Origin of the sequence: Clostridium sp. AF35-15 (genome assembly GCF_003477745.1) — a bacterium.
Classification (GTDB): Bacteria; Bacillota; Clostridia; order Lachnospirales; family Lachnospiraceae; genus Otoolea; species Otoolea fessa.
This window is the reverse complement of sequence record NZ_QUDY01000001.1, coordinates 416,129-440,034: the sequence shown is the minus strand read 5'-3', so window position 1 is coordinate 440,034 and position 23,906 is coordinate 416,129. Positions and strand designations below refer to the sequence as shown.

Annotated in this window: 24 protein-coding genes; 17 read left to right on the top strand and 7 right to left on the bottom strand. The window is 46.2% G+C overall.

What is annotated here, in order from left to right; all coding sequences use genetic code 11:
• Positions 1–62 precede the first annotated feature (62 nt).
• The 5 genes from DWZ76_RS02125 to DWZ76_RS02105 are packed head-to-tail and all read right to left on the bottom strand — an operon-like array spanning position 63 to position 5,092.
• Positions 63–764, bottom strand: a complete 702-nt coding sequence (locus DWZ76_RS02125; protein ID WP_022360489.1) for a response regulator transcription factor — start codon at positions 762–764, stop codon at positions 63–65.
• On the bottom strand, positions 757–2,739 hold the full coding sequence (locus tag DWZ76_RS02120; RefSeq protein ID WP_118471659.1) for a DUF4118 domain-containing protein: 1,983 nt from the start codon (positions 2,737–2,739) through the stop codon (positions 757–759). The genes DWZ76_RS02125 and DWZ76_RS02120 overlap by 8 nt, the downstream gene beginning before the upstream one ends.
• A gap of 49 nt (positions 2,740–2,788) precedes the next feature.
• The gene (locus DWZ76_RS02115) at positions 2,789–3,073 is read right to left on the bottom strand and encodes a hypothetical protein (protein WP_147353121.1); all 285 of its coding nucleotides are present in this window, start codon (positions 3,071–3,073) and stop codon (positions 2,789–2,791) included.
• 17 nt (positions 3,074–3,090) lie between these two features.
• Positions 3,091–3,738 (bottom strand): TrkA family potassium uptake protein, encoded by a 648-nt coding sequence (locus tag DWZ76_RS02110; protein ID WP_022360492.1) that lies wholly within the window; start codon positions 3,736–3,738, stop codon positions 3,091–3,093.
• Between the two features lie 13 nt (positions 3,739–3,751).
• On the bottom strand, positions 3,752–5,092 hold the full coding sequence (locus tag DWZ76_RS02105; RefSeq protein WP_118471655.1) for a potassium transporter TrkG: 1,341 nt from the start codon (positions 5,090–5,092) through the stop codon (positions 3,752–3,754).
• Between the two features lie 404 nt (positions 5,093–5,496).
• Between DWZ76_RS02105 and DWZ76_RS02095 the strand changes: the two genes are divergently transcribed.
• The 13 genes from DWZ76_RS02095 to DWZ76_RS02035 all read left to right on the top strand — a co-directional run bounded on the left by DWZ76_RS02095 (position 5,497) and on the right by DWZ76_RS02035 (position 17,195).
• Entirely contained in the window at positions 5,497–6,264 is a 768-nt protein-coding gene (locus tag DWZ76_RS02095) for an NAD(P)-binding domain-containing protein (RefSeq protein ID WP_118471651.1), read from the top strand.
• Positions 6,265–6,525: 261 nt separating this feature from the next.
• Positions 6,526–7,698, top strand: coding sequence for an ATP phosphoribosyltransferase regulatory subunit (locus DWZ76_RS02090; RefSeq protein WP_118471649.1), 1,173 nt, complete (start codon positions 6,526–6,528; stop codon positions 7,696–7,698).
• On the top strand, positions 7,692–8,405 hold the full coding sequence (hisG, locus tag DWZ76_RS02085; RefSeq protein ID WP_118471647.1) for an ATP phosphoribosyltransferase: 714 nt from the start codon (positions 7,692–7,694) through the stop codon (positions 8,403–8,405). The genes DWZ76_RS02090 and hisG overlap by 7 nt, the downstream gene beginning before the upstream one ends.
• A 6-nt stretch (positions 8,406–8,411) precedes the next feature.
• The gene (gene hisC / locus DWZ76_RS02080) at positions 8,412–9,527 is read left to right on the top strand and encodes a histidinol-phosphate transaminase (protein WP_118468925.1); all 1,116 of its coding nucleotides are present in this window, start codon (positions 8,412–8,414) and stop codon (positions 9,525–9,527) included.
• Between the two features lie 109 nt (positions 9,528–9,636).
• Complete coding sequence (gene hisB / locus DWZ76_RS02075; protein WP_118471793.1) at positions 9,637–10,233, top strand: imidazoleglycerol-phosphate dehydratase HisB; 597 nt, start codon at positions 9,637–9,639, stop codon at positions 10,231–10,233.
• Between the two features lie 108 nt (positions 10,234–10,341).
• Positions 10,342–10,959, top strand: coding sequence for an imidazole glycerol phosphate synthase subunit HisH (gene hisH, locus DWZ76_RS02070; RefSeq protein WP_118471645.1), 618 nt, complete (start codon positions 10,342–10,344; stop codon positions 10,957–10,959).
• A 78-nt stretch (positions 10,960–11,037) separates the two neighbouring features.
• Positions 11,038–11,748, top strand: a complete 711-nt coding sequence (hisA, locus tag DWZ76_RS02065; protein ID WP_118471643.1) for a 1-(5-phosphoribosyl)-5-[(5-phosphoribosylamino)methylideneamino]imidazole-4-carboxamide isomerase — start codon at positions 11,038–11,040, stop codon at positions 11,746–11,748.
• Positions 11,749–11,841: 93 nt separating this feature from the next.
• Positions 11,842–12,600 carry an imidazole glycerol phosphate synthase subunit HisF gene (hisF, locus tag DWZ76_RS02060; RefSeq protein ID WP_117796566.1) on the top strand — a complete coding sequence of 253 codons (759 nt, stop codon included), beginning with the start codon at positions 11,842–11,844 and terminating at the stop codon, positions 12,598–12,600.
• A 336-nt stretch (positions 12,601–12,936) separates the two neighbouring features.
• Positions 12,937–13,623: a bifunctional phosphoribosyl-AMP cyclohydrolase/phosphoribosyl-ATP diphosphatase HisIE gene (gene hisIE, locus DWZ76_RS02055; RefSeq protein ID WP_117796565.1), complete on the top strand. Its 687-nt coding sequence runs from the start codon at positions 12,937–12,939 to the stop codon at positions 13,621–13,623.
• A 414-nt stretch (positions 13,624–14,037) separates the two neighbouring features.
• Positions 14,038–14,814, top strand: a complete 777-nt coding sequence (locus DWZ76_RS02045) for a hypothetical protein (RefSeq protein ID WP_117796563.1) — start codon at positions 14,038–14,040, stop codon at positions 14,812–14,814.
• Positions 14,815–14,968: 154 nt separating this feature from the next.
• Entirely contained in the window at positions 14,969–15,094 is a 126-nt protein-coding gene (locus tag DWZ76_RS15380) for a hypothetical protein (protein WP_270224331.1), read from the top strand.
• Positions 15,095–15,360: 266 nt separating this feature from the next.
• The gene (locus tag DWZ76_RS02040) at positions 15,361–16,449 is read left to right on the top strand and encodes an ATP-binding protein (protein WP_347560915.1); all 1,089 of its coding nucleotides are present in this window, start codon (positions 15,361–15,363) and stop codon (positions 16,447–16,449) included.
• A 152-nt stretch (positions 16,450–16,601) separates the two neighbouring features.
• Positions 16,602–17,195 carry a YHYH domain-containing protein gene (locus DWZ76_RS02035; RefSeq protein WP_118471639.1) on the top strand — a complete coding sequence of 198 codons (594 nt, stop codon included), beginning with the start codon at positions 16,602–16,604 and terminating at the stop codon, positions 17,193–17,195.
• Between the two features lie 137 nt (positions 17,196–17,332).
• Here the strand turns inward: DWZ76_RS02035 and DWZ76_RS15375 are convergent, their stop codons facing one another.
• Entirely contained in the window at positions 17,333–17,455 is a 123-nt protein-coding gene (locus tag DWZ76_RS15375; protein WP_270224330.1) for a hypothetical protein, read from the bottom strand.
• Positions 17,456–17,610: 155 nt separating this feature from the next.
• The gene (locus tag DWZ76_RS14995) at positions 17,611–22,149 is read right to left on the bottom strand and encodes a hypothetical protein (RefSeq protein ID WP_182431250.1); all 4,539 of its coding nucleotides are present in this window, start codon (positions 22,147–22,149) and stop codon (positions 17,611–17,613) included.
• A 75-nt stretch (positions 22,150–22,224) separates the two neighbouring features.
• Here DWZ76_RS14995 and DWZ76_RS14990 point away from each other — a divergent pair, with 75 nt between their 5' ends.
• The 4 genes from DWZ76_RS14990 (at position 22,225) to DWZ76_RS02015 (ending at position 23,844) form a co-directional block, all read left to right on the top strand.
• On the top strand, positions 22,225–22,380 hold the full coding sequence (locus tag DWZ76_RS14990) for a hypothetical protein (RefSeq protein ID WP_182434327.1): 156 nt from the start codon (positions 22,225–22,227) through the stop codon (positions 22,378–22,380).
• A gap of 107 nt (positions 22,381–22,487) precedes the next feature.
• Positions 22,488–22,796: a type II toxin-antitoxin system HicB family antitoxin gene (locus DWZ76_RS02025; RefSeq protein WP_243017750.1), complete on the top strand. Its 309-nt coding sequence runs from the start codon at positions 22,488–22,490 to the stop codon at positions 22,794–22,796.
• Entirely contained in the window at positions 22,786–22,974 is a 189-nt protein-coding gene (locus tag DWZ76_RS02020) for a hypothetical protein (protein ID WP_117796560.1), read from the top strand. Before DWZ76_RS02025 ends, DWZ76_RS02020 begins: the two co-directional genes overlap by 11 nt.
• Before the next feature lie 357 nt (positions 22,975–23,331).
• Entirely contained in the window at positions 23,332–23,844 is a 513-nt protein-coding gene (locus tag DWZ76_RS02015; protein WP_118471636.1) for a transcription termination/antitermination NusG family protein, read from the top strand.
• The last annotated feature ends 62 nt before the right edge of the window (positions 23,845–23,906 follow it).

Genomic DNA, 23,906 nt, shown 5'->3' with positions numbered 1-23,906 from the left:
AGAATGGAATGACCACAAGAAATCTACTCCATTCAGTCATGAATGTTCCGTTCAGGAATTACTTACTCGATGCGGAGCATCCGATAGCCGATTCCGATGTGTGTTTGTATGTATTGCTGCCCGTCTTTTCCGCGTTCCAGCTTTTTGCGCAGGGTCGCCATGAACACCCGCAGAGAAGCGATATCGTTTTCCCAACTGCTGCCCCAAATCTGCTGCGTGATATAGGTGTGTGTCAGAACCTTACCAACATTTTTGGAGAGCAGGCACAGCAGCTTGTATTCGATGGGTGTCAGGTGCAGCTCTGTGCCGTCAAGATATGCGCAGCCTGCCGCATAGTCGATTTTCAGCGCACCATTCGTAAAAATCGGAGAATCCTGCACGGAGTCTGTTTTCATCATCGACAGTCTCCGCTGCGTCACCCGCAGTCGTGCCAACAGTTCGTCCACGGAAAAAGGCTTCGTTAGATAATCATCCGCCCCAGCATCCAGTGCCCCGATTTTATCGGAATCCTCTGTTCTGGCGCTGATCACAATGATCGGCATATTCGACCACGACCGGATTTTTTGGATGACTTCTACGCCGTCCATATCCGGCAGCCCCAGATCAAGCAGTACAATGTCCGGGTTGTGAGACAGCGCTTCCATCACGGCACTTGCGCCGTTTTGCGCCGAAAGATACCTATATTCGTGAGTTTTTAGTGTCATCGTTATTAAATTTCGCACCGGGGTATCATCTTCTACAACGAGGATGAGCGGCTTATTCATTTAAGTTCACCTCACTAAGTGGTATTGTAAAGGAAAAGATGCAGCCATGCGGCGAATTGTCTTTCAACGTCATTTCACCATGATGTGCATGGACAATAGTTTGACAGAGCGTAAGTCCAAGTCCAAGACTTCGGCGGCTGTCGCCAATTGGATTGCCCCCAGTAAAGAACATTTCAAAAACACGTTCCTTCAGTTCATTCGGAATACCGGGACCGTTATCGCTGACACATATTTCAGCCATATTTTCTCGCGGGATTGCCGTGATCCGGATGTTCGAGCCAACTGGAGTATATTTGACTGCGTTATTCACCAGATTGATGAGCACCTGCATGATGAGTCCTGCGTCCATCCGTGCCAGCAACAGTACGTCTCCGCAATCTACTGCGATGTGATGTTCTGCCGCTCTTCGGTCAATATGCCTGAGTGCTTCCGATATGATGTCATCCACGACCTGATCAGAAAGGTGCAGCTTTACGCTGCCGTCTACAATTTTCGTAATGGAAAGCAAGTTCTCAACCAGCCCCGTCAGCCATTGTGCATCGTCATAAATGTCCGTAAAAATCTGTTTCCGTGTCTGCTCATCCAACACGTCATAGCTGTGCAGCAGCGTATCTGCGTTGCCGGAAATCGAGGTCAGTGGTGTCCTGAGATCATGAGAAATCGAACGCAAAAGATTGGCGCGAAGCTGTTCGTTCTTTGCAAGAACGGCAGCTTCTTCCTTTTCTCTGGCATTTCGCAGGTTATCCAGCGCCAGAGAGCACTCGCCGAGGATGGAGAACAGAACGCTGGATGTAAATGCGTCAGGCTGCGTTTGCTTTTCCATCGGAATCCCGACAACACCGTAAATCTGCTGCCCGGTACGGATGGCAAGATACAGCCGTTTTGCTTTTGGAAAGTTTTGCGTCGTTGCTCCGGCGCGCTTGCGGTTTTGCCAGACCCATTGAACCACGTTCTGTTCCCGGTCGGTATCTGGGATGCTGTATGGACTACTTCCGTCAGCCGGATAAATGTTCCCATCCAGCAGAGCGTTGCCCTGTGCCGGGTAAATCAGAACGTCTCGCTGCATGAGCTTTTGTATCTGCGTCGCGGTCATCCGATAGACCTCCTCCGGCGTTTCCGCTTTTTGGAGCTGTCTGTTCATATCAAAAAGGAGCTTCGTGCGATAAGCGTCCCGTGCGGATAGCTGTGCGTGGGCTTTGAGCTTGGCCGCAAGTGTACTTGTCAAAAGTGCAGCCGCGAACATGACGGCAAAGGTTATCGGGTATTTGCTGCCATAGGCTGCCAAAGACAGCCGGGGTTCCGTCAGAAAATAATTGAACAGGAGGACACTCAAAAAAGCGGACAGCACACCGCAGGTATATCCGCTGGTAAAAGTGGAAGTCAGAAGCACACCCAGCAGGTAAACCATGATGATATTGTCATTTGCAAAGCTGAGCCGCAGAAAGATCCATCCGATGACCGTCGTAACTGCCAGAATTCCGATGGTCAGAAGTAGTTCCCGGGCGGTCGGAAACGCCGGGCGGATAGTAAGCGGCTGATTTCTGCGGCAGTTCTTATAGGCTTCCACATCCGGAATAATATAAATATCTACCTCTGGTGCAAGCGTAATGAGCTGTTCTGTCAGCGTCGATTCGCTCCAGAAATGCAGCCGCTGTACGCCGCTTCGCCCAATCACAATTTTGGTCACATCAGAGAGCCGCACATATTCCGCGATCTGTGTCGCCACATCTTCACCATGCGTTGTGACAATTTCTGCGCCAAGCTGCTGCCCCAGACGCATATTCGCCTGCAAACGGACGGTATCTTCCGCGTTCATATCAGCGTCTCCGGGGGTCTGCACGTAGAGTGCGGTAAGACTGGCGCAAAATGCCTGTGCCATTTTCCCCGCCATTCGTACAATGCGTTCATTGGATGGAGACGAGGACAGGCACACAAGAATATGTTCTTTTGGTATTTCGCTTCCTTTATTCTGCACATTTTCACCCCCTCTTAAACAATATTATAGCACCAAAATGTGGAGGTTTCTACTGCGCCCAATCGGATTCGTTGTCCGGAAAAGAAATTTGCTCTGAATCATAGATCACGATTTCTACATGGGCATGACTATTGCGAAACTGAGAAAATGTTTCCTCAAGTTCGTCAGGAGAAATATTTCCGACCAGATGCACGCACGGTTCAGCCTGCTGTTGTTCAGACGATTCTTTGATGCGCTTCTGATTTTCGTCCAGAAAGCGATCCAGCCGTTTCATCAAAACCCAGCCGAACAGGAACATTAGCGCCGTCCCAGCGATCAAAACGCTATCTTCCATATACCCTCACCGTCCATTCAGATTCGGAAGCACTTTTGCAGCGCTTTGTATTCGCCCAACGCTAAAATCGTTATTTCCCCGGACAGCACCGTATCCGGCGTAATGGAAGCGTCGATTTTTCCTGAATGTTTGATGCCGAGAATGTTAATGCCATACTTTCTGCGAATATCCAGTTCACCAACACTTTTGCCGATCCACCCGGCCGGAACTTCTACTTCAAAAATGGCGTGCTGCTCGTCGATCTCTATGTAGTCGAAAATATGGTCGGCAGTGTATCGGATCGCTGCCCATTTTGCCACCTGTTTTTCCGGGTAGACTACCTGGTCGGCACCGTTGCGAAGCAGAAACTTTGCCTGCACATCACGCTCGGCACGCGACACCACGCACTTCGCCCCCAGCTCTTTCAGCAGCGAGGTGGTTTCCAGCGAGTTCTGAAAGTTACCGCTGATGGTTACGATGCAGACATCAAAATTTCCGATGCCAAGAGAGCGAAGAAACTCCGCGTTTGTACTGTCGCCAATTTGTGCATTGGTGACATATGGCAGCACATCATTGATTCGTTCCTCGTTTGTATCGACCGCCATGACCTGATGCCCCAGCTGAGAAAGCTGTACTGCAATATGCCGTCCGAAGCGGCCTGTGCCAATCAATAGAATGTTTTTCATGTGAAAAGACTCCTTATCCAATCGTGATTTTTTCCTGCGGCAGCTTTGCATTCCCCACTTTTTTGCTGGAAAATGTCGCATAAATAAGGGTAAGACCGCCGACTCTGCCCAGATACATGAGCGTGATCAACACCATTTGCGATGGAATGTGCAGCTGCGGTGTAATACCAAGTGTCAATCCCACCGTCCCGACCGCCGATGCCGTTTCATACAGGCAGGCAGACAGCGGAAGATTCTCATATGCGCTGATAAAGACAGCACCGCCAAAGAACAGCATCAAGTACATTGTCAGAATGGTCGCGGCGGTCTTGACGGCGCTGCAATCGACTCTGCGTCCGAAAAATCGGGCACTATCGCGCTGGCGGAAGGTTGCAGTGGCATTGGCAAGCAGAACCGCCAGTGTCGTTGTTTTCATACCGCCTGCTGTAGAACCTGGAGAACCGCCGATCAGCATCAAAAGGATCATTACGCCCTGTGATGCACCGGACATCGTGGAAAGATTTACCGTGTTGAAGCCCGCTGTCCTCGGCGTGACAGACTGAAAAAAGGATGCCAGCAGCCGGTTTCCGGCGGGAAGCGCGGAAAAGTCTGAAAAGAAGAAAAACATAGCAGGCAGAAAAATTAAAAAACCTGTCGTGACCAGAATCACCTTGCTCTGCATTCGGTAGCGATGAAACCGCCACTTGTTTTCAAAGATGTCATCCCACGTCAGAAATCCAATACCGCCGATCACGATCAGCAGCATAATCGTGATATTGATTACCGGGCTGTCCGCGTAGCCGGTAAGAGATGGATAGTGGTTGCTTTCTGTCCCAAGAATGTCAAACCCGGCGTTGCAAAAAGCGGATATGGAATGAAATACCGCCATCCAGATGCCGCGCCATCCATAGTCCCGGCAGAATACCGGCAGCACGGCAAGCGCTCCCAGAAGCTCAATCAGAAACGTCCCTCGCAGGATGAAGCGTGTCAGACGGACGATTCCGCCGACCTTTGGTGCTGAAATTGCATCCTGCATGGTGCTGCGCTGCATCAGAGAAATTTTTCGCCCGGACAACAGCGCAAACGATGCTGCTACGGTTACGACACCAAGACCACCAATTTGGATCAGTGCCAGAATAACCGCCTGCCCAAAGGTTGACCAGTAGCAGCCTGTATCCTGTACTACAAGCCCTGTCACGCAGACGGCAGAGGTCGCAGTAAACAGCGTTTCATTGAATGGAGTAATATTCTCTCCAGTCGTGGAGATCGGCAGCATCAGCAGTAGCGCTCCGAGTAGAATGACCCCGGCAAACCCTAATGTGATAATTTGAAAAGACGAAAGGCGGCGCTTTCGACGAATAATCTCTTCCGGCATAAAGGCAACTCCTTATTTCTGTGATGGTCATATTATACAGCTGGAGATTTTAAGAGCGGATAAGGGAGATTTAACGATGTATTAAGATTGAATAAAGATGAGGAGATGGCTTATTTCAATCGCTTTATTTGCGGAAGTGGACAATTTCAAAGAAAATAGCAAGGAGGATATGAACGATAAAATAAGGCGCCTGATCAAAGTGGGCTGCGAAGGTTGAGGGAGGAATTACGATGAAAACCCGGAAAAGTGCGCCGAGATATGAGTAGGATGCTGGAAAATATGTGTTTTTGGTTGTATACTGTGTATGTGAATAAAATCGGGGGAGTAACTATCAGAAAAGTTCGCTCGGAATCGTCTGGAAAAATTTCGGGTAAACGGAGAGGAGAAAGAGAGGGTAGAAGTTTATGAAACTGGGATTTATTGGAACGGGAATCATTACGACGTCCGTCGTGACTGGATTCTGCGAGAGCGGAATGGAGAATCTGCAGATCGTTGTATCGCCGAGAAATAAAGAACGGGCGCAGATGCTGCATGAGAAATACCCGGAGATCGTGTCGGTCGCGGCGGATAACCAGGAAGTTGTGGACCGGTCGGACTGGGTCTTTGCGGCGCTCCTTCCGAAGGCGGCGGAAGATATCTTAAAACCGCTTCATATCGGACCGGAGAAGAAGTTTATCAATCTGGTTGCAACGCTGAGCTTAAAGCGCATCGAGGAAATGTTTGGACAGAGAGAGATTCTGGCGGATGTTGTGCCTCTGACTTTCGCGGCGAACCGCTTCGGACCGGTGGTGATTTACCCGGATATCCCGGAGGTAGTCGATCTGATGAGTCACGTCGGCAAGCCGGTTCCGGTCGATACGCCGAAGCAGATCGCGATCCTTAGGAGCACGACGGGCCTGATGAGCGCTTACTATATGCTTCTGACCGTCATTATCCAGTGGTGTGAGAGAAACGGGCTGGATGAGCCATCCGCACGGGCATACATCACCGAATTTACTGGGGCGCTGTCCCGCAAGGCAGCGACGTGGGACGGGGATCTGGAAGACCTTGCCAGAGAAATGACACCGGGAGGACTGAACTGGATGGCGCTGACGCATCTGGAGGAAAAGGATGCGTATACGCCTTGGACGGAGATTCTGGGGTCGATTTTGGAGAAGGTTATAAAAGAATAGAGTCGAGGTGGAAAAACTCGGGGCGCACATTTCTCACGCCCCGAGTTTTTCTTTTAATTAAAGTGTGAGTATTCTAAAAAAGTAGTTGCTTTTTTTAAGAAGGAATGATAGTATATAGAAAACACTTTAGTGCGCTACCATGATAGCAAGATAAACAAAAGTGATGGGAGCTATAACAGCAGGATATAGACGAGCGGGTGATTGTCCGGCAGATTTTGTTGAGGCAGGGCGGTTGCGGCGGCAGTTGAGAGGAGATAGAGCATGAATTTAGAGATTCAGAGCCTTCGGAGGGCGGAGGCGGCGACGCTTCGCCTGAGAGGTCTTTATGAGAGCTATGGATACCGCAAGTACCGGATGGGGCGGTTTGAGGAATATAGTTTGTATGCAGCGAATAAAAGTTTCCTGCTGGGGGAAAATGTGCCGACATTTACGGATCTGGACGGACGCTTGATGGCTCTCAAGCCGGACGTGACGCTGAGCATCGCGAAGAACACCAAGGCAGATAAAAATACGTGCGAGAAGGTCTATTATCTGGAGAGTGTGTATCGTGAGAGCAAGGAAAGCCACACTTACAAAGAGATCAGCCAGATGGGACTGGAGTGCATGGGCGGCGTGGATGACTGCGTGATCGCGGAGGTGCTGGCGCTGGCGCTCAAGAGTCTGGCGGATTTTGAGACGGACTATGTGCTCAAGATTTCTAACATGGATTTCGTGGTGGGACTGATGGAAGAGCTTCCGGTCAATGCCGAACAGAAAGATATCATTTTAGGGCTGATCCGGACGAAAAACCGCAGCGGATTGGAAAAATTGTGCGCGGATCTGGCACTGCTGGAGGGCGATACAGAGAAATTGATGAAGGTTTCCGGGCTGTACGGAGAGTTTGGGCGGGTGCTGGCAGAGGCAGGTGCGATCGCGGATACGCCGAAAATGAAGGAGGCGGTTGCCCTGTTATCCCGCCTGTATGAGGTTCTGGAGGCGATGGGACTGGGCGGACAGCTTGACAAGGTGCGGCTGGATTTCTCGATGATCAATGACATTGAATATTATAACGGTATTATTTTCCAGGGATTCTTAGATGGTCTGGCACGCCAGGTTCTTTCCGGCGGCCAGTACGACGGTATGATGGCAAAATTAGGAAAGAAAGCCGATGCGATCGGATTTGCCATCTATTTGAAAGAGCTGGAGCGCCTGCCGGAAAAGAGCATCCGCTACGATGTCGATGCGCTGGTACTCTATGAGCCGGATGTCGATGTAGTGCGCCTGTGCCAGGCGGTTGAAAGCCTGCGCCGTCAGGGACTGCGCGTGCGGGTGGAGAAAGCTGTGCCGGAGGATCTGCGTTACTGCTATCTGTACCGGTATGACGGACGTCTTTCCCTGGAAGAGGACCGGGAAACTGCCTTTCAGGAGAATGGAAAGGAGGGCGCGAGATGTTAAACATAGCACTGCCAAAGGGAAGACTGGGCGATCAGGTGTATGAGCTTCTGGCGTCGGTCGGATATGACTGCAAGAGTATTTACGACGAAAATAGAAAACTGGTGTTTGAGAACCCACAGACGGGTGTCCGCTACCTGCTCGTAAAGCCGAGTGATGTGGCAATATACGTCGAGCACCATGCGGCAGACGTCGGAATCGTCGGAAAAGACATTCTGATGGAGAGCAACCCGGATGTATACGAGCTTCTCGATCTGGGACTTGGAAAATGCCGGATGTGCGTGGCTGGAAAAGAGGATTACGTCGAGGACAAAGACCGACCGGTGCGCGTGGCAACGAAATTTACGAATATTGCGAAAGAGCATTACGCGAAGCTGGGACGCGATATTGACATTATTAAATTAAACGGAAGCATTGAGCTGGCGCCGATTCTGGGACTTTCGGACGTCATCGTGGATATTGTCGAGTCGGGCAGCACGATCCGTGAAAATCACCTGAAAGTGCTGGAAGAGTTCCTGCCGATCAGCGCCCGTTTCATCGCCAACAAGAGCAGCTTTGAGTTTAAAAACAAGCAGATCACCGAGATGGCGGAGAAGCTGAAGGGCGCGGTGGAAGCACACCAGAAGAAAAAGGAACAGGAAAAGAAAGAAAAAGAAGCAAAAGAGAAAGCGCAGAAAGAAACCGCAGCAGAATATAAAAAGGAGGCGTAGGCAGATATGAGCCGTTTTTTGAGCAAAGCAAGCGAATCACTTCTTCCGTATACACCGGGTGAGCAGCCGCAGGGACGGAAATTTATCAAGCTGAACACAAACGAATGCCCGTATCCGCCGAGTCCGAAGGTTGCGGAGGCGATTCTGGCGGGGTATGAGGAAAATTCTTCTAAAATTATGCCGCTGGAACTTGCAAATTTACGCCTTTATTCGGATCCGGAAGAGCGCGTCCTCATCGAGGCGATTGCCGACCACTACGGCGTGGGAACAAACCAGGTCATCGCGGGCAATGGTTCCGACGAGATTTTAGGTTTTGCATTCCGGGCATTCTGCGACCAGAACGCGCCGCTGCAGTTCGCAGATCTGACATATGGCTTTTATCCGGCACTCTGCGGGCTCTATGGAATCCCGTTCAAGGTAGTTCCGCTGGAGGAAGATTTTACCTTAAATATCGAACCGTATAAAAATTGCGGAAATAATGTGATCATCGCCAATCCAAATGCCCCGACAGGCATGAACCTGCCGCTTTCTGCGATTGAGGAAGTAGCGGCGTCCAACCCGGACCGCGTTGTGATGGTGGATGAGGCGTATGTGGATTTCGGCGGCGAATCGTGTGTATCACTGCTTCCGAAATACGAAAATCTGGTGATTATCCAGACCTTTTCCAAATCCCGCAGCTTAGCCGGCGCGCGCGTCGGATTTGCGATCGCAAACCCGGAACTTATCGCGGATATGAACCGGATCAAATACAGTTTTAACCCGTACAACGTCAACCGCCTGTCGATTCTGGCTGGCGCGGCGGCGATGCGCGACTGGGACTACACGAAAGAATGTACCGGGCGCATCTGCAAAACGCGTGAAAAAACGACCGAGGCGCTCCGGGCACTTGGATTTACTGTGCTGGATTCGAAGACCAACTTCATTTTTGCCAAGAGCGGCGATATGCCGGGAAAAGTCTATTTTGACGGACTGCGCGAGGCAGGAATCCTGGTAAGACGCTGGGACAGTGAGCGGATCAAGGATTATGTCCGCATTTCCATCGGATCCGAGGAAGAGATGGAAACGTTTGTTGAGGAGACGAAGAAGCTGGTGGAAGCGGCGAGAAGTGCAGTTGTAAGATAGGCCGGAATTCAATAGGTTCACGCATTTACTGTGGGAACCGTATGAAAATGCTGGCAGCATGGTTTTTGTAGATGGGGCAGCTGTGAATAAGAAAGGAAGGCTGGCAAAAATGTCAAGAGAACGCAAGATTTCATTAGAACGAAACACGGCAGAGACGAAAATCAGCCTGTCGATTGATTTAGATGGAACGGGAAAATATCAGGTCGATACGGGCTGCGGATTTTTAAACCATATGCTGGAGCTCTTTGCCAGACATGGACGGTTTGATCTCACATTGAAATGTGACGGAGATACGCAGGTCGATTACCATCATACGACAGAGGACATCGGAATCGCCATGGGACAGGCAATTTTAGAGGCGCTGGGTGATAAAAAGGGCATCCGCCGTTATGGCAGTTTCCTGCTTCCGATGGATGAAACACTGGTAATGACGGCGCTCGATTTAAGCGGACGTTCCTATCTGGTCATGGATGTAGAGATCCCGACCGAAAAAGTGGGCGATTTTGATACCGAGCTTGTAAAGGAATTTATGATTGCACTGTCCTCCAACAGCCGGATGACGCTGCATTTTAAAATGTTCCACGGCGAAAACAGCCACCATATCATCGAGGCGATGTTCAAGGGACTGGGACGCGCGCTCGGCGAGGCGGTGTCGATTGACAAGAGATACCGGGACGAGATTCCATCGACAAAAGGGGTATTATGATCTAAGATAAAAGTAAGTATAACAAATCTATTTAATAGGTTTATAATGATTCAGCGGGTTCCTGCGTTGACTGCGGGAACATACATGAATTGATATAGGAGGCTGCAAATGATAACAATTATTGATTACGGCGTGGGAAACCTGTTTTCCCTCAGTTCCTCCCTCAGTTACCTGGGACTGGAAAATAAAGTCAGCCGCGATCCGGAAGATTTAAGAAAAGCGGATCACATCATTTTACCGGGCGTCGGCGCGTATGGTGATGCGATTGCGAAACTGCGCGGATCCGGAATGGCAGAGCCGCTGCTGGATGAAGCAAAAGCAGGCAAACCGATCATGGGAATCTGCCTCGGAATGCAGCTTCTCTTTGATAAAAGCTATGAATACGGCGAGCATCAGGGTCTGGGACTGATTCCGGGCGTGATGGCAGACTTAAAAGAAGACATTCCGGCAAACCTAAAAGTGCCGCACATGGGTTGGAACAGCCTGCATCTGACGGAAAAAGGAAAGGAGCATCCGCTGTTTAAATACAGCAAAGAGGGCGATTACGTCTACTTTGTCCACAGCTTCTATGGAAAAGATTGTGATGAGAGTCTGCTGGCAACCTCGGAGTACGGCATTCCGGTCACGGCGTCCGCGGCAAATGAAAATGTCATGGGCTGCCAGTTTCATCCGGAGAAGAGCGGGGAAGTGGGACTGCGGATTCTGAAGGCGTTTTCGGAGATATAATTAATAGAAAAACAAGAAAGGTAACTGTTTTTTCAGGCTTGTAGATTGGATTTAAACAGTTATGGAGAGGAAACGGACATGGAGCTATTTCCGGCGATTGATTTGCGGGACGGCAAGGCGGTGCGCCTGGTGCAGGGCGATTATAACCAGATGACAGTATTCAGCGACCGGCCGGAGAAGGTGGCGCTGGGATTCAAGGAGCAGGGCGCGAAAAACCTGCACGTGGTCGATCTGGACGGCGCGAAAGACGCGGCGCTGGCAAATTTTGACACGATAGAGAAGCTGATTAAGACAACGGGATTATTTGTAGAAGTCGGCGGCGGCATCCGCAACGAGGCATCCATCGACAAATACCTGTCGCTCGGAGCCGGACGCGTGATTCTCGGCACGGTGGCGGTCACAAATTATCCATTTGTCGAAGAAATGGTCCGCAAATACGGCGATAAAATTGCAGTCGGTGTGGACGCGAAGGATGGTTTTGTGGCGACTCACGGGTGGCTTGAGACGAGCGAGGTAAGAGGCGTTGACTTCTGCCGCCGCCTGCGCGATACGGGAGTGAAAACGGTCATTTACACCGATATTTCCCGCGATGGAAAGATGCAGGGAACGAACCTGGAGCTTTATAAAGAATTATCGCAGATTGAAGGGCTGGATATCGTGGCGTCCGGTGGAATCAGCAGCCTCAAGGAGATTGAGATCTTGAAAAATGAGGTGTATGGTGCGATTTTAGGAAAAGCGCTGTATCTGGGTGCGATTGATTTAAAGGAAGCACTGAAATATTCCGTTTAGGAGAAGCGCCGTATAAAAAGCGGCAAAAAAATCATTCGAATCATTCGAAGCGTTCGAATGAATAATCAGAAAAAGAAATCAGGAGGGAACGGCATGATTTCAAAACGTATTATTCCATGTCTGGATGTAAAGAACGGGCGTGTCGTGAAAGGCGTCAACTTCGAGGGAATCCAGGATGTGGCGGATCCGGTCGAGATGGCAGAATTTTACAACCAGAGCGGCGCGGACGAGCTGGTATTTTATGATATTACGGCAAGTGTAGAAGGAAGAAAAATCTTTACCGACATCCTGACTGAGGCGGCAAAACGGGTTTTCATCCCGCTGACGGTCGGCGGCGGCATCAGCACGCTGGATGATTTCGACCGCGTTTTAAAATGCGGCGCGGACAAGGTCAGCGTCAACAGCGGCGCGATCAAAAATCCGGAGCTTATTACCGAGGCGGCACACCGCTACGGCGATCAGTGTGTGGTGCTTTCGATGGATGTTAAACGTGTTGGAGACGAATACCACGTATTTAAGCAGGGCGGGCGTGTCGATACAGGCATTGATGCGCTGGAATGGGCAGAATCCGGCGTCAGACGCGGCGCAGGCGAGCTGGTGGTCAACAGTATCGATACGGACGGTGTGAAGCAGGGATTTGATATTCCGATGCTTTTGGAGATCGCGAAGCGTGTCGATGTGCCGATTATTGCATCGGGAGGCGCGGGAAAGAAAGAAGACTTCTTAGACCTTTTCCAGTATCCGCAGATCGACGCGGGACTGGCGGCGAGTATTTTCCACCGGAAAGAAGTGAATATTAAGGAATTGAAACAGTATCTGGCGGAGAATGGGGTGGAGATGCGGTTGATCTAAATCGCATAGATGCCCTAAAAGTTAGAGGGCGGTGCTTTTTCGTGAGAGGGACGGAAAACAGGCATCCAGAAACTTCCGAAAAACGCTTTCGCTCTTGCGCCTACGCAGCGGTGCTAAGTTCGAAAAGACCTCACTACGCACCGGCGTATGCGATGTTTTCTACAGTTTTTGGATGCCTGTTCTCCTGTGGATCGCGAAGGAGAGCGTCGGCGCTGCGCTGATCGTACGAAAACATGAGCCAGCAGGCAATTTTTAATGGGATTTTGCGCGTGACTGTGAAGGTACTGAACAGTTACGATGTAATTAAAATTTTATGTGGTAAGGCAGGATAAAAATATGAGTGAGAATATCAACGAGATTGCAGGCGTAGAGCCGTCGTTTAAGATTGATGAGTTAAAGTTTAATGAGAAAGGTCTGATTCCGGCGATTGTGCAGGATCATTATAGCAAGAAGGTTCTGATGATGGCTTGGATGAATAGGGAGAGTCTGGAGATCAGCCTTCGGGAGAAGAAAACCTGTTTTTACAGCCGCAGCCGTCAGGAGCTCTGGAGAAAGGGTGAGACGAGCGGGAATGTGCAGCATATTTCCAGTATTTATGCGGACTGCGATAAGGACACCTTGATTGTCGAGGTGGTCAAGGAAGGTCCGGCGTGCCATACGGGCGCAGAGAGCTGCTTCTTTGAGCCGGTTTACCAGAACGAGGAGATCACGCCGTTTTCCTATGAGGGACTTTACGACCTCATTATGGGACGTAAGACGAATCCGAAGGAAGGAAGCTACACGACGTATCTGTTTGATAAAGGTCTGGACAAGATTCTGAAGAAAGTCGGCGAGGAGTGTACCGAGGTTATCATCGCGGCAGCGAAGAAAGACAAGGACGAAACGATCTACGAGCTGGCAGATCTGTGTTACCATGCCATGGTTCTGATGGCAGACGCGGGCATCAGTGTAGAGGATGTGACGAAAGAGCTGGCGAAGCGGCATGTGGTGGATCATAAGGTGAAGCAGGAGTATATGCGGTAGAAAGCTCTTTTAAGTTTTTGGAGAGTGACGAATATAGTAGAAGGTAAGAATGGGCTATTGCGGATGCAGGTGTTTGCAATAGCCTATTTTTATACGAAAATTATATATATTAAGTGTATGGAATGCCTGGAGAATCAGGTTAAAAATAGGAGTGCAGAAGGAAAAAATGAAATTTGTGAAACAGCAAATGACAACAGATGCTGTTTCGCAAAATATAAGAAAAATGATATGGTCCTTTTTAATGATATGTGCACTCAATTTTAAATTTACAATGTAAAAAACATAGTTTTTACGAGAATGGACGTAAATAAGAATCAAATTTTGAGCACATTGAGAATCAAATTAAGTTTAAGTCTTGACGAAGTGGATGGTAGATGCTATACTAGACGTGGATTTAAGGAGGGAGATTCTCAGATGGCACAGTCGGCTGAAAAAAATATAAAGGAAAGAAGTTCACTGTATCCCATGTTTTCTATTAAAGAAATAGTGGATTTCATTAATGAAATTGTAAAAATCGGTGGAAAGCGTGTATCTATCAATACTATTGCAAGTGTTCTTGGATTTAGCGTGAAGACAAATTCCTTTCGGGCAAAGATTAGTACTGCAAAGCAGTTTGGATTGATTCGAGGTTCAAATGGAGCGGTTGAACTGACAGAACTTGCCAAGCGGATTGTCTATCCGGTTAATGAATTAGATACCAGACGCGCTATCGTAGAAAGCTTTTTATCGGCTCCGCTATATCGTAAGATCGTGGAAAGATATGAAAACCAGGCCCTTCCTAGTCAAGATAAGCTTAGTAATATACTTCTTTTAGAATACAATCTAACGAAAAGCGCTAAGGATATTGCCGCTGCGAAATTCATTGAAAATGCAGAGCAGGTAGGAATACTGAAAAACGGCATTATTCTTTTGGAATCAGATGAGAATGATATTGACTCCTTTGAGGATGAAAGTTCTTCTAAAGATTCTAAAGAGGTTAGTGAAAATAGTACCGCTGAATCCAAAGAGGAAGTTCTGACGTCGATGGAGCCGTCGGCGTATTGTTTTACAATACCAACACTTTCTGGTTCTGTGGCAAAGGTTATCATTCCCCAGAATGTGACCGAAAAAGATTTAGATTTCATCACACTTTACATTGAAAACATGTTACCCACTTTTATTTCCAACTTAAAAGAAGAGTTGGAAAAATAAAAGCAGACCACCCATAGGTGTTCTGCCTCTTGAATCTGTGTTGCAGCACAAATTCTGCCGACGAGTATGCCGGGATACGTATTTACATTTTTAAATGTATCATACTTTGTCGGGGATTTCAAGAGGAACCTTCAAAAAAGGAGGTGACCGCCTTATGGATAAGGAATATGTCTTAGTATATACTCCATATATTACTCGTAAGGGCGTGCGCATCTGGGCTTCACAATATGGCCTCAAGGTGTTCTGCCTGCGAATCCCTCGCGAAAAGTATCGCGGCTAATTGATGATCAAGATTCTATTCCGGCATAGAATCTTGATTTTTTTTGTAATTGAGAGAGACGGATAGAGTAATTATGAAACATAAAATCAATAAAATAACGGAAAAATCACAAAAATGTTGATATAAAAATCAGAAATTTGTATATTATATAAAAAGGAGATACAAAACATGTTGGTGCAATTTAAAATGAAAAACGTTCTTTCCTTTAAAGAAGAAACGATTTTTGATATGACAGCAATCAGCGCTTATAAAGAGCACCGTCGAACCTGATTGATATAGATACCAAGGAAAAATTCCTGCGGGTAGCAGCTATTTATGGCGCCAATGCCAGCGGAAAGTCCAATTTCGTGTGGGCACTACAGCTTTTTCGGCGGATTGTTTCCCAATCTTTGAACAATGTTGATGACGGAGCTGAGTCCGTACTCAAAAAATGCAGTAAACCATTTTCTTTTGAAGAGAACAAAGGTAATTCAGAATTTGAGATTGTACAGATTCTGCGGGACGAGGAGTATCAGTATGGGTTTGAGTACAATTCTGAGAAGATCGTGATGGAATGGCTGTACAGAAAGAGTTTAAAGACAAACCGTAAAGTGACGATTTTTGAGAGGACGATGCAAAAAGTAAATTTAGGGGTGTACGTTAGAAAAAAATGTGAAGCTTATAAAGATCAAATTCCACCAGAGACATTATTGTTATCTTTCTTTAATAAACTCAAGTTAAAAACAGATATTTTTAAAACGGTTTATTCAGGAATTACAGATGTACTGGTTTTTATGTCGGATGACTATGAAGATACAAGGTTTTTAGATGCTCTTTTACCTAAGGTAATTGATGGAAAAAAGGAAAAGTTATTAGAGTTTCTTACCGCAATAGATATTGGAATAAAGGATATTACTTATAAAGAAAAAGAAACGCTGTTTTTTACATTTCATAAAGGGGCGGATGGGGAATTATATCCTTTGAATTTATACGATGAGTCAGAAGGTACAATCAAGAGTATCATGCTTTTTATCCATGCACATATGGCAATTATCAATGATTATGTACTGGTGATGGATGAGCTAAATGTAAAATTACATCCATTGTTGTTAAAATTTTTTATTGATTTATTTTATGATAACAATTCAATGGCTCAGCTGATTTATACTACACATGATACGACATTAATGGATAAAAAATTATTCCGAAGGGACCAGATTTGGTTTGTACAGAAAGACGAGCTGGGACATTCGGAATTATGTGCGCTTTCGGACTTTAAGGTGCGTTCCGATGCATCATTTGAAAAGGATTATCTGGCGGGGGTATATGGAGGAATTCCATTTCTTAAGGAGTTTTCCTTGAAAGAAGGTGAGTAAGAAGAGTATGTGTCAGCTGTGTAATGGCAACCGCATGGTTTTATAAGGCAGAATTAGTGCGGTATTATGGCAATTTTCTTGTGTTTTCTGTATGGAAATGTTACAATTAAATTGGAGAGCATTTCATTTTACAGTTACAAGGGGGAGTTATTATGAAACGTTTTAAAAAGTTTGGAACCGCGCTTTTATCCTGTATGATGCTGACGGCATCTTTCACAACAGTCTCAAATATGACGATGATTACAGCTGAGGCGCATCAGGGACGAACCGATGCACAAGGCGGTCATCATGACTACAAGAATAAGAGCGGTCTGGGAAGTTATCATTATCATTGTGGCGGCCATGAGGCACATCTTCATCCAAATGGAGTCTGCCCGTATAAGAATGGGGCTGTTTCGAATGGAAATACGTCCGGTCAGACGCAGACTCAGACACAGGCACAGTCCGCAGGTAATCAGAATCAGGTAGCGGAACAGATGAACATGTATCAGCCGGTGTTTGATGCAAATTATTATTATATGAATAATCCAGATTTGCAGTCGGTCGTTGGCTTAGATTCGCAAAAGTTATTTGAGCATTTTTATACGTGCGGTATGGCAGAAGGACGCAGGGCATCGGAGAATTTCGATGTCAGTGTATATAAGGCAAATAACCCGGATTTGGCGGCAGTGTTTGGAGACGATTTGAAGGCTTACTATACACATTATGTGCAGAGTGGGCAGTTGGAGAACCGGGTTTGCAAATAAAAATAGGTGATGGAAGAGAAAAGCCATGCGGTTATGTAATAAAGCCGCATGGCTTTCTATTTTCGCTTTTCTAAAACCAACTTCCGCATCCTTTGTTTCATGGAAGACCAAAACGGGGGCGGGAAAACTGTCCTGTTCTAGAGTTTAGAGAAAGCTGAAAGCATATCTATAAAAGTTAAATGTCCATGTTTCTCTTCACCGTGATACTTTCCGGTATGAAAAACATTTAAAGCATATATGGTTAAACCTATTTTTTTCATGGCATTGGCCTCCGAGGTAATATTTATAAATCTGTAATTTGTAAATGCTAACAAGCCAATTATAGAACTTATGTTCTGCAATGTCAACTGAGTTCGCTATCAGTCCGATATGTATTTCTAAGTAAATGTAGAATTTTGCCTTTGTACCCTTTATTTTAAATCAACTCCCGCAAGAAAAAAGCAATCTGCGATCCTCGATTTACCATATACTCCAGCACCGTCTGAGTCTTCAAAGCCAGTTCCACATCGTTCCTGAAATCCATGCGATGACGTGATACAAAAAGACCGACGTACTCTTCCATATAATACAAGGTTTGCTGATAAAGCGGTAACCGGCAGTCAGGATCACGCGTGACCAGTTTATACATCCAGTCGATTCCGTTTTCAATGTAAGGTTCCCGCCCAACGGTATAGAGCAGCCGGGAAATCGCATAGAACAGGGATTTGAGACTTCCTGATTTGTCGATAAAATCGTCAAAGAAAGCCGCTTTTCCTTCTGGAAGGAAGGCGCATCGGTGAACGCCGGATCTCCAGGGAGAATTGCCAAATAAATAGCTGATAATCACTTTGTCCAGTCCATACGGATGGCGGTCATCAAAAGAAACCTGTGGTTTGCTGCTTAATGCAAGAAGGTAAGGTTTCAGTAATTCCCATATATTCCAGAAAGCATCCGTTTTTCCACAGATATCTTGAATTCGAATAAGTTCGGTAATCAGATATTTTGAGTTATCATTCCGAATCAAATCTGCAGATTTGAAAAATGCATCGATCAGACCTGCCTGTTCTGCCTGCTCACAATGGAGCAGAACATCTGCCAGCCAGGAAACATAGTTTAATGTATATCCAGAAAGTTCCCTGCGTTCGGTGCGCAAATCCCTGTTATTTGTAAAAACAAGTTCCATGACAAGATCTTTCGTTGCATCCGCGAATTTAAATGCCTCTGCTGCTTGGGGAGAGATCAAGGAAAGAAGCGTGAAAATTGTTATATTCTGGAGCTTGGAAAAATCAAAGTCGGTTATATCAACTGAGTCTTTCGCAAGCGCACGGGCAATCACATCCTCATTCCGCTTGAAAAAGTCATCGCTGGAAAATGACTCATTTTTCAAAAGCGCGTCTTCATAAGAATCGGCGAGGAGTGAAAACAGATACAGGAAATGCCATGCAGCATTCTGGCTGTGCACCCAGATGGTTGACGCGATTCCGTTCACGATACGGCTGTTATAACTCCAGTCATTCAGTGCCAATTTAAGAAGCAGGCACAGAGGATTTTCGTCATTTATGGCTTTTATATTATCTTCATTGCTTAAAAGAACCAGTCCAACGGCAATCGCATCGATTCCATTTCCAGCCTGAACGATTTCAAAGTGAGAAGCGTGTGCAAATAAATCAGCAATAGAGAAAATGATACATTCGCATAATGTCCGATCTTCATGTGACAATGTTTCCTTAAAATCCCGAAGTAAAACAGCACTGGTGTAAGATGCGATCGCGGTAAAGCGGTCCACGATCACAGATATATCGTCGGAAGAGAGTTCCTCATTGCGAACTTCAGGGTCCATATATGCCCAGATTTCGTTCAGCTCTGAGCAAATGGTGCGGACATTCTCATACTTTTTATATTCCCGGAATTTAACATCATGGTGGAATTTATAATCGCTCCATAACTGTAAATCCATATATTTCAGATGAGGTTCATAGGCGGCGGCGCTCTTCTGGCTTAATGCTTTCATGTCTTCTGTAAAATCAGGGAGAACCGTACAGAGTGTCTGCCCGTGCTCATTTTCCCGAACATCAACAATTTCCTGATAATGTCGTAAATCCATCCGGTAATAGGCAAATTTGTCATTGGATGACCAGGTATCGATATCGGCAGTCGCTCGGTCAATCGCTTGATAAAGTGTTTGTTTTCGGAAATTGAAGGCTTCTGTTGAAAGACCGCTGGAATTTGTTTGATACGATAAAATAACTTCTTCCAGACGTTTTTTCCTGAAAGGAAGCCGGTTACTTTCTAGCCGTTCTTTTTCAAGAAGATCTTTTCCGGTCAACAAAAAGGAAGCTGAGGATTCGGCGGTAAAGCGGTATGAATCCAGATGAAACAGTTCTTTTGTACGCAGAAGCTCACAGGCAATCTCAAATAATTTATCTGGATAAGCTTCTGCGGCGCTGACGATCACGGAAGTTAACATAACATTGCGGGACTTCTGCAGGATATAGCGGCAATAATTAACAACAATAAGAGTTTCTGAATGCTCGATAACCATAAGAAGCCATTTTTCAAACCCCATCAAGAGACTAATCAGAAGATTTGGACCAACCGAAGTTCCGCGGTACATCTTCCAGAGTCGGTCAGATGCAATTTGTTCTACAGGTATATTGTTTACATAAATAGTAATGTTTGTACATTCCCCATAATCCTCATTTAAAGATGAATGTGCGTAGGAATTACCAGCTTGATTGCAAAAATCAATTAACCAATCAGTTACAAGATTTTGTTCGGCTTGCAGCAATGGGATAATTGGTGTTGCATAAGCGCTTGCGGTTTGATACCAAAAGTCCAGATGAGGATTTAAACCGAAATCTTCTTCAACATCAGGATGGGCGTAATGGGTACGAAGAGTCATATTGGAGTGAACCCACAATTTTGCCATCAGATGAAGCGCGATTTCAGGCATTGCAGCTGGAACCATTCCATAATGATAAATATCCGATACAGCACATTTTGCCAGGTCCGTATACATACGGGGAAGAGGAGGATGATTTTCATCGCCTGTTTTTTCATCTATTACCATTTGAAAAAGAGATTTTAAGGGTTCCTGAATCATCCATGCGGAATTTACCAATACATCCTGCAGCTTTTCTACCTGCCCTTTTTCAAAGGTATAACGCAGATCCTTGTCGTTGGCTATTTTTTGAAACAAAAATACCCCGATTTCTCCGGCCATGCGGGTGTTTTCTGATTTGGCATGAGCGAGGTGTTTGGTCCAGGAATCCAGTACCTCGATGATGATAGAGATCAGGCTTTCATCCCAAAGAATAGTCTCTTTTTGCTCCAGCAAAAATGCAAACAAAGCTTGCCAGGCATAGCCGGATGGCTTGGAAAGGCGAAACGGAATCAGATTTCCAGTACTCCAGTATTGCTCCCAGTTCTCTGCGGCGCGGCAGCAGGTGTTGATTAAAATTACAAGTTTTCGTAACAGCTCATAGTTGTTTGCAGCCATCTTTTGTGTCAGCTTTTGATAAACTACTTTTAAAGATTCCGTGCTGATAACCGTTAAGAGAATCTCATCTTTCCATATCCGCTCTATCTGTTCGCAGTCGAGAAGGTGGAAAATAAGCTCCTGATGCGTTGGAACAGCGGCAAAATCAGCCAGCCATCCGCGAAATAGCTTTCGGATGCGGAGAGAAGGGTGGAAATCGGCAAAAAACTGCTTATTCAGGGTACCATGCCGGTAGCGTTCAGTAAAAATATGACCGACAACCAACTCTTCAAATACATCATGGCTGTGCAAATATCTTCTGGCATCGTCGCTTTGGAACAGCACGCCGCTTTTTTCCAGTTCAGAAAGTGCCTCGGAATCATCCTCTGCGAGAATCTCATGATAATAAATCTCATTTCGAAGCATTTTCGTGGTCAAAGAAATAAGGGCCGTTTCCCTTCTGGTTGGCAGATTGTCCTTCCGCTTCCGGCTGTTACGGATGATATCATTCCAGATTTTTTCCTCAAATGCCTCACGGTTCAAAGAACGCATCGATTCATCCTCGAGGTTTTCCAGAGCCAGATATAAGCCCAGATAGAAAGGCGCACAGAGCAGATCCAGCAGCCGCTTATCCTGTGGCAGCTGAAAACCATAGGTATGGGATAGAGTGGACAGCTTATCTAGGTTAATTGGTTCGACCTGGTAGGTCTGAACCTTGCTGCCGTGTAATAGAGAGTTTTGAAAAGAATCCCGGTACGCGGTTCGGAGTGTCAAAATGATTTTCCATCCAGCGGCTATAAAGCGGTTCAGGATACCCTCAAACGTTTCCTGATATTCACAAATAAAAAACTTTTCGGCTGCATCGATATAGAGCACACGTGTGACAGCCATTTTGTATACATCGATCACTTCATCCAAATTTAATTCGCCATAACGCGTCAAAAAATTTAGTATATCATTCACATCCAGATCGGTGCTTTTAAAGGCAAGGAACGCGCAGTCACCTGTAAGTTCATTTGTAAGCTGTTTTACCAGAGCCGATTTTCCGGAACCGGCAGCTCCGTCAATGAGCAAAATGACCGCATCAGAATTTAGAAACGAGTTAAGGTCTAGTTGGATATGTTCCAGAGTAATATCGTTTTCTCTATATCTTACGCTGGTGTGAATGTGATCAAATATCTCTCTTTTATGTTTTACAAGATTTTCACAGCAGGTCTGTACGGCAGAGTCCACCTGAAAAAACACATTGCGGCAAATGGTAAGCTGCTTATCCTGCATCAACTGCGCTTCCAGATTGCTGGGACCCCGCCAGATAAGTTCAATGCCAAGCTCTTCAGCGGCTGCTTCCACCTTTTTCTGATAGGAGGGCCTGATATCGTCCTTTTTAGAACTGGGGGAAAATTCACGGCTGATATAGAAATAGAGTGTTGTAATACCCGGATATCTCTGTGCAGCTCCCTTGACAGCACCGATTAGTTCCTGTTCTTTGGAAGACATGGTAACACTGTCTGCATAGTATTTCGACTGGAAACCAATATAGCGATCGCCCACATGAATGGGATTTGTCTCAATATGGGGCTGGTTGAAGTAGCGGAAAATACCGTAGGGCTGCTGGAACTCATGGCAGAAGAGGTAGTATGTGAGGGATTCAAAGGCGTGTTGGGGATTGGTGGAGTATTTGTAGTTAAATGCGGTCCAGTTGACGGATGTTTGTGGGATCATGGGTGAGAGCCTCCTTTGGGTGGTGTGATAAGGGTATTGTAGCATAGGGGAGAGGGAAAGGGAAATGGGAAAAGCGGAGATTTGATGGAGTTATTGAAGGAATCAATGATTATGTGGATTTTCAAACAAGTAATATTGCGGATGTAGAAAAAGAATTTCATTGTGCAGTTGACGATTACCTTATATTTTGCAGTGAAGTTGGAAAGGAACCGGAAAGGGAATATAAAGGCATTTTTAATGTCAGGATTAAGCCAGAATTACATAAAAAACTGGCTTTTAAAGCGTTAGAAGATGGCGATTCTTTAAATAAAGCGGTAGAAAAAGCAATTGCTGTTTATTTATCGTATGGCAGAGCAAATGATATAAATAAAGATATAAAAAGAAGTTTATGTGTTGAAAAGGAGTATTGTAATGGCGGCTAATAAGAAAAATAATATTAATGTTGATAGACCAATAATTCAATCAAGTGGATACAATGGAAGTGAGCCTGTACGTATTTGTCCGAATTGTAATAAGCCAAAACCAATCAGCGAATTTGGTTTCCGTAAAATGGGAAATGGTCAAATTAGAAACCAGTCCTGGTGCAAAGACTGTAGATAAAGCGGGGTGAAAACTCCGCTTTTATCTTAAATTTAAGAATTTCCTAAACATTCCTTCCCACAAACTTCTATTGAATCCCCCCACAAACCGTAGTATAATAAACTAGACTTCGCATAGGCACAAATCCTCTAAAATCAGGGCGTGCCGGATGCGGACGCATGAAAGCGCGTTAAGAGGCGCAGAATAAGAATCAAAAGCACATGGAGTAAGCTGCCTGTGATCAATGTCATGGTCAGATGAAAGATGGAACATAGGATGGATCGAGATCGAATCCGGGCAGCCAGAAGGCGGCTCCGGGATGGCGAAGCATACCCATTGTGCACCTGAAAGCAGAGAAAATGCAAAGGAGAGTGCGATATGTGGTATGTGATCCAGACACAGACAGGCAGGGAACAGGAGCTGACAGAATGCATCGAACGCGTTTTGAAAGGAAATGGGTACCGCGCCTGTTTTGTGATTGAGCAGGAATGCGTCTGGCGCAATGCCGGGGAACTTTTGGAACACCAGAAACCGCTCTTTCCATCCTATGTTATCGCGGACACCGACACGCCGGAGGAATTCTTTCTGGCGTTAAAGCGGGTCCCGAAGCTTTCCAAACTCCTGCGGACGGACTGTGAATTCTGGGCGATCCGGGAGGAAGAGAAGAAACTGCTCTGCCAGATGATGGAGTTGGATGAATGTCTTGTCCGCCGCTCCTTTGTTACCCTTGACGAAGACGGCAACATCCTAACCGCCCAGGGACCATTATCCTTCTTCCTGGACAAGATTGTACGCAAGCGCATCCGTAAGCGGATCGTGACGGTGGAGGTTGAGCTTCTGGGAGAAAAGCGCAGGATAGAACTGGGAATCTGTCTGCCGGAAGATAAGTAAGATAAAGAGAAGGGACAGACTGTAAAAATAGAACCCTAAATTATAAAATTAAATAAAAAGGA